Origin of the sequence: Streptomyces polyasparticus (genome assembly GCF_014493765.1) — a bacterium.
Lineage (GTDB): Bacteria > Actinomycetota > Actinomycetes > Streptomycetales > Streptomycetaceae > Streptomyces > Streptomyces polyasparticus.
In genome coordinates this window covers 300,548-307,337 of sequence record NZ_JACTVJ010000002.1, presented here as the reverse complement: position 1 = coordinate 307,337, position 6,790 = coordinate 300,548, and the positions used below count along the sequence as shown (strand labels likewise).

The window sequence follows — 6,790 nt, the reverse complement described above, 5'->3', positions numbered from 1 at the left end:
GTGGCGCCTGCGGGTCCGTTCGGGCTGGGTGGGTGGCGCCTGCGGGTCCGTTCGGGCTGGGTGGGTGGCGCCTGCGGGTCCGTTCGGGCTGGGTGGGTGGCGCCTGCGGTCTCGTTGCCGAGTGCGGGCCGGTTGCGCCTGCGGCGGGCGGATTTCCCCTACCCGCCCCTTCCCGAAACCGGGGGCTTCGCCCCTTGCCCCCACTGGGGGCTGCGCCCCCAGACCCCGCCTGCTCAAACGCCGCAGGGGCTGAAGTGGAGCTGAAATGCTCACCCCTTCTCCAGGTACTGCTCCCGCTCCTTGTCCACCAACGCATCCAGCGCCGTCCGCAGCTCCGGGTAGTGGGCCAGCTCCGGGTCCTTGGAGACCAGAGTGACCGCTTCCTCGCGGGCTTCCGCGATGACCTCCTCGTCCTCGATCACCGCGAGGACGCGCAGCGAGGAGCGGACGCCCGACTGGGCCTGGCCGAGGACGTCGCCCTCGCGGCGTTGCTCCAGGTCGATGCGGGAGAGTTCGAAGCCGTCGAGGGTCGAGGCGACTGCGCTCAGGCGGCCGCGGGCAGGGCTCGCCTCCGGCATCTCCGTGACGAGGAGGCACAGGCCCGGGGCCGAGCCACGGCCCACGCGCCCGCGCAGCTGGTGGAGCTGGGAGACGCCGAAACGGTCGGCGTCCATGATCACCATGGCGGTGGCGTTCGGCACGTTCACGCCCACCTCGATGACGGTCGTGGCGACCAGCACGTCGACCTCGCCCGCGGCGAAGCGGCGCATCACGGCGTCCTTGTCGTCCGGTGCCATCCGGCCGTGCAGGATCTCCACCTTCAGCCCCGCGAGCGGTCCCGCTGCCAGCTGCTCGGCCACCTCGACGACGGCGAGGGGCGGACGCTTCTCGGCCTCGTCCTCCGCGGACTTCTTCTTGGCGCTCGCCTTGTCGTCGAGGTCGTCGCCGATGCGCGGGCAGACCACGTACGCCTGGTGCCCGTTCTCCACCTCCTCGCGCACGCGCTCCCAGGCGCGCGCGAGGAAGTGCGGTTTGTCGGCGGCGGGCACGACGTGGGTGGCGATCGGCGAGCGCCCGGCGGGGAGTTGGTCGAGAACCGAGGTCTCCAGGTCGCCGAAGACGGTCATCGCGACCGTGCGCGGGATCGGGGTCGCGGTCATGACCAGGAGATGCGGGGGCTGCTTGCCCTTGCTGCGCAAGGCGTCGCGCTGCTCCACGCCGAAGCGGTGCTGCTCGTCGACCACGACCAGACCCAGATCGTGGAACTGCACCTTGTCCTCGATCAGCGCATGCGTGCCGATCACGATCCCGGCCTCGCCGGTGGCCAGGTCGAGCAGGGCCTGACGGCGGCCGGCCGCGCCCATGGAGCCGGTGAGCAGGACCACCTTGGTGGCGTGCTCCGTGCCGCCGAGCATGCCTCCCTCGGCCAGCTCGCCCATCATCTCGGTCACCGAACGGTGGTGCTGCTGGGCGAGCACCTCGGTGGGCGCCAGCATCGCGGCCTGTCCCCCGGCGTCCACGACGGCGAGCATCGCGCGCAGGGCCACCATGGTCTTGCCGGAGCCGACCTCGCCCTGCAGCAGCCGGTGCATCGGGTGCTCGGTGGCGAGGTCGTCGAAGATCTCCTTGGAGACCTTCTCCTGGCCCTCGGTCAGCGTGAACGGGAGCTTCGCGTCGAAGGCGTCGAGCAGCCCGCCCGGCTGCGGCCTGCGGGCGACGGCCGGGAGCTGGGTCTCCGCGTACCGCCTGCGGGCCAGCGCGACCTGCAGGACGAAGGCCTCGTCCCACTTGAGACGGTCCTTGGCCTCGGCGATGTCGCCCTTGCCGTGCGGCCGGTGGATCTTGAGCAGCGCTTCGGGGAGCGTGACGAGACCGCGTCCGTCGCGCAGCGAACGGGGCAGCGGGTCGACCGCCTCCTTGGCGCTCGGCAGCACCGCGTCCACGGCCTTGGCGATCTTCCAGGACTCCAGCTTGGCCGTGGCCGGATAGATCGGGATCAGGGCTCCGGCCCAGCTGTCCACCGCCTCCGAGCTGTCGCCGCGCAGCAACTCGTATGCGGGATGGGCCAGTTGGAGCTTGCGGTTGAAGGCCGATACCTTGCCCGCGAACATCGCGCGGGTGCCGGGCAGCAGGTCCTTGTGCGGCTTGTGGATGCCCCGGCCGAAGAACACCAGCTGGAGCTGGCCGCTGCCGTCGGTGATGGTCACTTCGAGGCGCTGGCCGCGCCCGTTGTTGAACTTCAGGATGCGGGCGGTGGCGACCTGGGCGACGACCGTCACATGCTCGTCCAGCGGCAGGTCGGACAGCGCGGTGAGCTCACCCCGCTCCGCGTACCGCCGCGGATAGTGGTGGAGCAGATCCCCGACGGTGTGCAGGTCGAGATGCTCGGCCATCACCTTCGCGGTGGCGGGGCCGAGCAGTTTCTTCAGCGGTTCTTCGAGCACGGGCACGCGGTCCATTGCACACCACGGGACTGACAGGCGGGGCGACCTGTGGACAACTCCGGTCCAGGTGCCGTGCCCGGCGGGGCTATTCGACCCCGATCAGGAGCAATGCCGACTTCCGCCCGCCGCGGTACACCACGGTGTCCACCGCGAGATACGCCTCGCGTACGTGCTCTTCGAGCGTCGCGGCCACGTCCTCGGGGACCTCGTCGCCGACCACCAGGGTCACCATCTCGCCGCCCGCGGACAGCATCCGGTCGAGGACGGAACGGGCGGTGACCGTGAGGTCCGCGCCGATCACGGCCACGTCCCCGTCGATCAGGCCGAGCATGTCCCCGGCCTGGCAGATGCCGGCCATGGTCCACGACTGGCGTTCCGCCACGGCCAGTTCGCCGTAGCGGGTCGCGCCGGCCGCGGCCGTCATCGCGACCACGTCCTCGTCGAAGCGCCGCTCGGGTTCGTGCACGGCGAGCGCCGCGATGCCCTGGACCGCCGAGCGGGTCGGGATCAGGGCCACCCGTACCCCTTCGGTGCGCGCCTGCTCCGCGGCCGCGGCGGCGGTGTGCCGCAGATCGGCGTCATTGGGAAGCAGCACCACCTCACGCGCGTGCGCGCGCCGGACCGCCTCGACCAGCTCACCGCTCGCGGGCGGCTCCCCCGGGCGTGCGAGCACGGTGGTGGCGCCGGCTTCCGCGTACAGACCGGCCAGGCCCTCGCCCGGTACGACGGCCACGATCGCGCGCTGCGCCTTCTCGCGCTGCGGAGCCACGAAGCCCGCGCTGTGCGCGTCCTCGGCCCCGAAGTGCGTGATGCGGATGCGGTACGGGCGTCCGGCCTCCACTCCCGCCTCGACCGCGGCACCCGCGTCGTCCACATGGACATGGACGTTCCACAGACCGTCGCCGCCGACCACGACCAGGGAGTCGCCGAGCGCGTCGAGGCGGGTCTTCAGGCGTTCGACCCGTGCGTCGTCCTCGGCCTCCAGGAGGTAGATCACCTCGAAGGCGGGCCCGCCGGAGGGTTCCGGACCGCAGACCTCGGCCGGCGTCCCGAGCGGGCCGCCCTCCGCGTGCACGCGAGCGCCGGAGTCCACCGGTCCGTACGCGGCGACCACCTGTCCCGACACCGCCTCCACGAGCGCACCGAGCACCGCGACCAGGCCGCGTCCGCCGGCGTCCACGACGCCCGCGCGCCCGAGCACGGCCAGCTGTCCCGGCGTCCGCTCCAGCGCGGCACAGGCCCCGTCGTACGCGGCCCTGACCACGGCGGAGCAGTCGTCCGGGGCTTCCCCGGCAGCCTCGGCGGCAGCGGTCGCCACGGAGAGCACCGTGCCTTCCACGGGGTGGGCGACCGCCTGGTAGCCGGACGCCGCCGCGTGCCGCAGGGCTTCCTTCAGGCGCCGGGCCCGCGCCTCGGATGCTTCTCCCGCCTCGGAAGGCTCGGAGGTCCCGGAAGGCTCGGAAGTCCCGGAGGTCTCGGACGCCCCGTGAGAAAGGTCACCCTCCCCCGCGAGCACCTGCGACATCCCCCGCAGCAGCTGCGCCAGGATCGTCCCGGAATTGCCCCGCGCCCCGATCAGGGCGCCGTGCGCCATCGCCCGTACCGCCTCGGCGAGCGAAGGCCCATCGGGAGAACCGGCCGCCTCGTGCGCGGCGAAGATCGCCTCCACGGCGCCGGCCGCCGATTCCACGGTCAGATAGAGGTTCGTGCCCGTGTCCGCGTCGGCCACGGGATAGACGTTGATGGCGTCGATCTCCTCGCGCGCCCGCCCGAGGGCGTCCAGCGCGAGTCCGCACCAGCCGCGCACCACGAGTGCGTCGGGGGTCTGCGGCACTGTGCCTCCTGTGAGCAGCGGGATCATTCGCAGACTAGTGCTGCCCGGTGCCGAGGAGGACCAAGGACCGGAGCTGGGGCCGGGCGGGACATGGTAGTTTTCTTGTACCGACGCAGCCGATGTATGCTGCTTCGGTTGCCCGATTCGAATCGGGCCATTCCCTGGCAGTGCCACTCAGATCCTTCGCGGAACTCGACTCGGCATGGCCGGGTTTCAACCGTAAGAGCATCTGAAGTCTTTGGAGTGACCCGTGGCTGCCAACTGCGACGTCTGTGGCAAGGGCCCGGGCTTCGGCAACAACATCTCGCACTCGCACCGCCGTACGCCGCGCCGCTGGAACCCGAACATCCAGCGCGTTCGTACCGTGGTCGGCGGGACGCCGAAGCGCGTGAACGCTTGCACCTCGTGCATCAAGGCCGGCAAGGTCTCGCGCTAATCGCAGCGCGGCCACCTAGCTGGTTGCTGCAAGAAGCCGGTCCACCTCGGGTGGACCGGCTTCTTGCTGTTCGGTGACACCTTTCCGTGATACGTGAAGGGGGCCTGAGCGCACCCGCTCAGGCCCCCTTCACGTATGCTCACGCTTCGCGCAGCCGCCACGCATGGTCGACCGGACCGATACCCGCACCCAGCGCGAACCCCGCCGCGATCGCCCCCGTCACATAGTCCTTGGCGGCCGTCACCGCCTCCGGTACGTCCAGCCCCTTCGCCAGACCCGCCGCGATCGCGCTGGCCAGGGTGCAGCCGGTGCCGTGGGTGTGGCGGTTGTCGTGGCGCGGGGCGCGCAGCCACAGTTCCTCGGAGCCGTCCGTGAGGAGATCGACGGCCTCGCCCGTCAGATGGCCGCCCTTGATCAGAGCCCACCGGGGGCCGAACTCCAGCAGAGCCGCCGCGGCCCGCCGCAGATCACCTTCGCCGCGGACCTGTACGCCCGTGAGCTGGGCCACCTCGTCCAGGTTGGGCGTGGCGACGGTGGCGACCGGCAGCAGCTTCGTCCGTACGGAATCGAGCGCCGCCTCCGCGAGGAGCGAGTCGCCGTGCTTGGACACACCCACCGGGTCGACCACCGCCGGCGCGTCCGTGCCGGCCAGCAACTCCGCGACCGCCTCGACCAGTTCGGGCGAGGCCAGCATGCCGGTCTTCACGGCCTGTACGCCGATGTCGTCGACGACGCTGCGGTACTGGGCGCGTACCGCTTCGACCGGAAGTTCCCAAACCCCTTGGACGCCCAGGGAGTTCTGCGCGGTGACGGCGGTGAGCACGCTCATCCCGTGCGTACCGAGCGCGAGCATCGTCTTGAGGTCGGCCTGGATGCCGGCGCCACCGCCGGAGTCCGAGCCCGCGACGGTGAGCACCAAGGGCGGCCGAGTCACGACTCGTCGTCCCCGCCGAAGTGGTCCCAGCCCTTGCTCGTCCAGGGCGCGCCGTCGACGGTCACCTGCGGAAGCGCGGAGGGGTTGAGCACCTCGCCGATGACCTTCCAGCGGGCCGGCAGCTTCACGTCCGCGGGGAAGGTGGCCACGATCGCGTGGTCCTCGCCGCCGTTGAGCACCCACTGCATCGGGTCGACGCCGACGGCCTGGCCGATGTCGTTCATCTGCGAAGGCACGTCCATCGCACCGGACTTGATGTCGATACGGACCTTGCTGGCCTCGGCGATATGGCCGAGGTCGGCGATCAGTCCGTCGCTCACGTCGGACATCGCGGTCGCCCCGAGCCCGGCCGCCGCGGGACCCGCGTGGTACGGGGGCTCCGGGCGGCGGTGCGCCTCGACGAACGCGCGCGGCGAGCGGAAGCCCCGCGAAAGGACCGCGTGGCCTGCGGCGGACCAGCCGAGCCAGCCCGTGTACGCGACGACATCGCCGGGCTGTGCGCCGCCGCGTGTCACCGGTTCGTGGTTGCGCAGATCGCCAAGTGCCGTGATCGACACGGTGATCGTGTCACCGCGTACGACATCGCCGCCCACCACGGCCGCGCCCGCGACCTGGCATTCGTCGCGCAGGCCGTCCATCAACTCCGTTGCCCACGTGACCGGGAGGTCCGCGGGGACCACAAGTCCGAGCAGGAGCGCGGTCGGTACGGCGCCCATCGCGGCGATGTCGGCGAGGTTCTGCGCGGCCGCCTTGCGGCCGACGTCGTAGGCCGTGGACCAGTCGCGGCGGAAGTGCCGCCCTTCGAGCAGGATGTCGGTGCTCGCCACGACCCTGCGGTCCGGCGCGGACACGACCGCGGCGTCGTCGCCGGGCCCGATCCTGACCGCCGGAGTGGTCGTGAGCCGGGAGGTGAGCTCTCTGATGAGCCCGAACTCGCCGAGCTCCCCCACGGTGCCCTTCATCCCATCGCCCTTTCTGCGCCATTGCCCTTGCGGTAGCGGGCCCCATCGGCCGCGGGTACCGTCAACGAATACGTCAACTTCTTGTGTGCGCACCCCGAGGCACGCACAGGTGCACCGTCCCCGGCATACGTACCTGCGGCCCCGCGGGTCTCCCCGCGGGATGCGGCAACGCGATACCGT

5 protein-coding genes are annotated in these 6,790 nt (G+C 71.5%); 1 reads left to right on the top strand and 4 read right to left on the bottom strand.

Going from position 1 to position 6,790, the window contains the following annotated elements; translation table 11 throughout:
* Positions 1 to 269 precede the first annotated feature (269 nt).
* Both recG and H9Y04_RS03435 read right to left on the bottom strand, forming a co-directional pair.
* Positions 270 to 2,459, bottom strand: a complete 2,190-nt coding sequence (gene recG / locus H9Y04_RS03440; protein ID WP_187812115.1) for an ATP-dependent DNA helicase RecG — start codon at positions 2,457 to 2,459, stop codon at positions 270 to 272.
* Between the two features lie 70 nt (positions 2,460 to 2,529).
* Positions 2,530 to 4,305 (bottom strand): DAK2 domain-containing protein, encoded by a 1,776-nt coding sequence (locus H9Y04_RS03435; protein WP_187812114.1) that lies wholly within the window; start codon positions 4,303 to 4,305, stop codon positions 2,530 to 2,532.
* A 223-nt stretch (positions 4,306 to 4,528) separates the two neighbouring features.
* Here H9Y04_RS03435 and rpmB point away from each other — a divergent pair, with 223 nt between their 5' ends.
* The gene (rpmB, locus tag H9Y04_RS03430; RefSeq protein ID WP_004924906.1) at positions 4,529 to 4,714 is read left to right on the top strand and encodes a 50S ribosomal protein L28; all 186 of its coding nucleotides are present in this window, start codon (positions 4,529 to 4,531) and stop codon (positions 4,712 to 4,714) included.
* Between the two features lie 139 nt (positions 4,715 to 4,853).
* On the opposite strand, the gene thiD is transcribed toward rpmB, so the two are convergent.
* Together thiD and H9Y04_RS03420 are read right to left on the bottom strand one after the other, a co-directional pair.
* The gene (gene thiD / locus H9Y04_RS03425; protein WP_187812113.1) at positions 4,854 to 5,648 is read right to left on the bottom strand and encodes a bifunctional hydroxymethylpyrimidine kinase/phosphomethylpyrimidine kinase; all 795 of its coding nucleotides are present in this window, start codon (positions 5,646 to 5,648) and stop codon (positions 4,854 to 4,856) included.
* Complete coding sequence (locus tag H9Y04_RS03420; protein ID WP_187812112.1) at positions 5,645 to 6,610, bottom strand: thiamine-phosphate kinase; 966 nt, start codon at positions 6,608 to 6,610, stop codon at positions 5,645 to 5,647. The genes thiD and H9Y04_RS03420 overlap by 4 nt, the downstream gene beginning before the upstream one ends.
* Positions 6,611 to 6,790 lie beyond the last annotated feature (180 nt).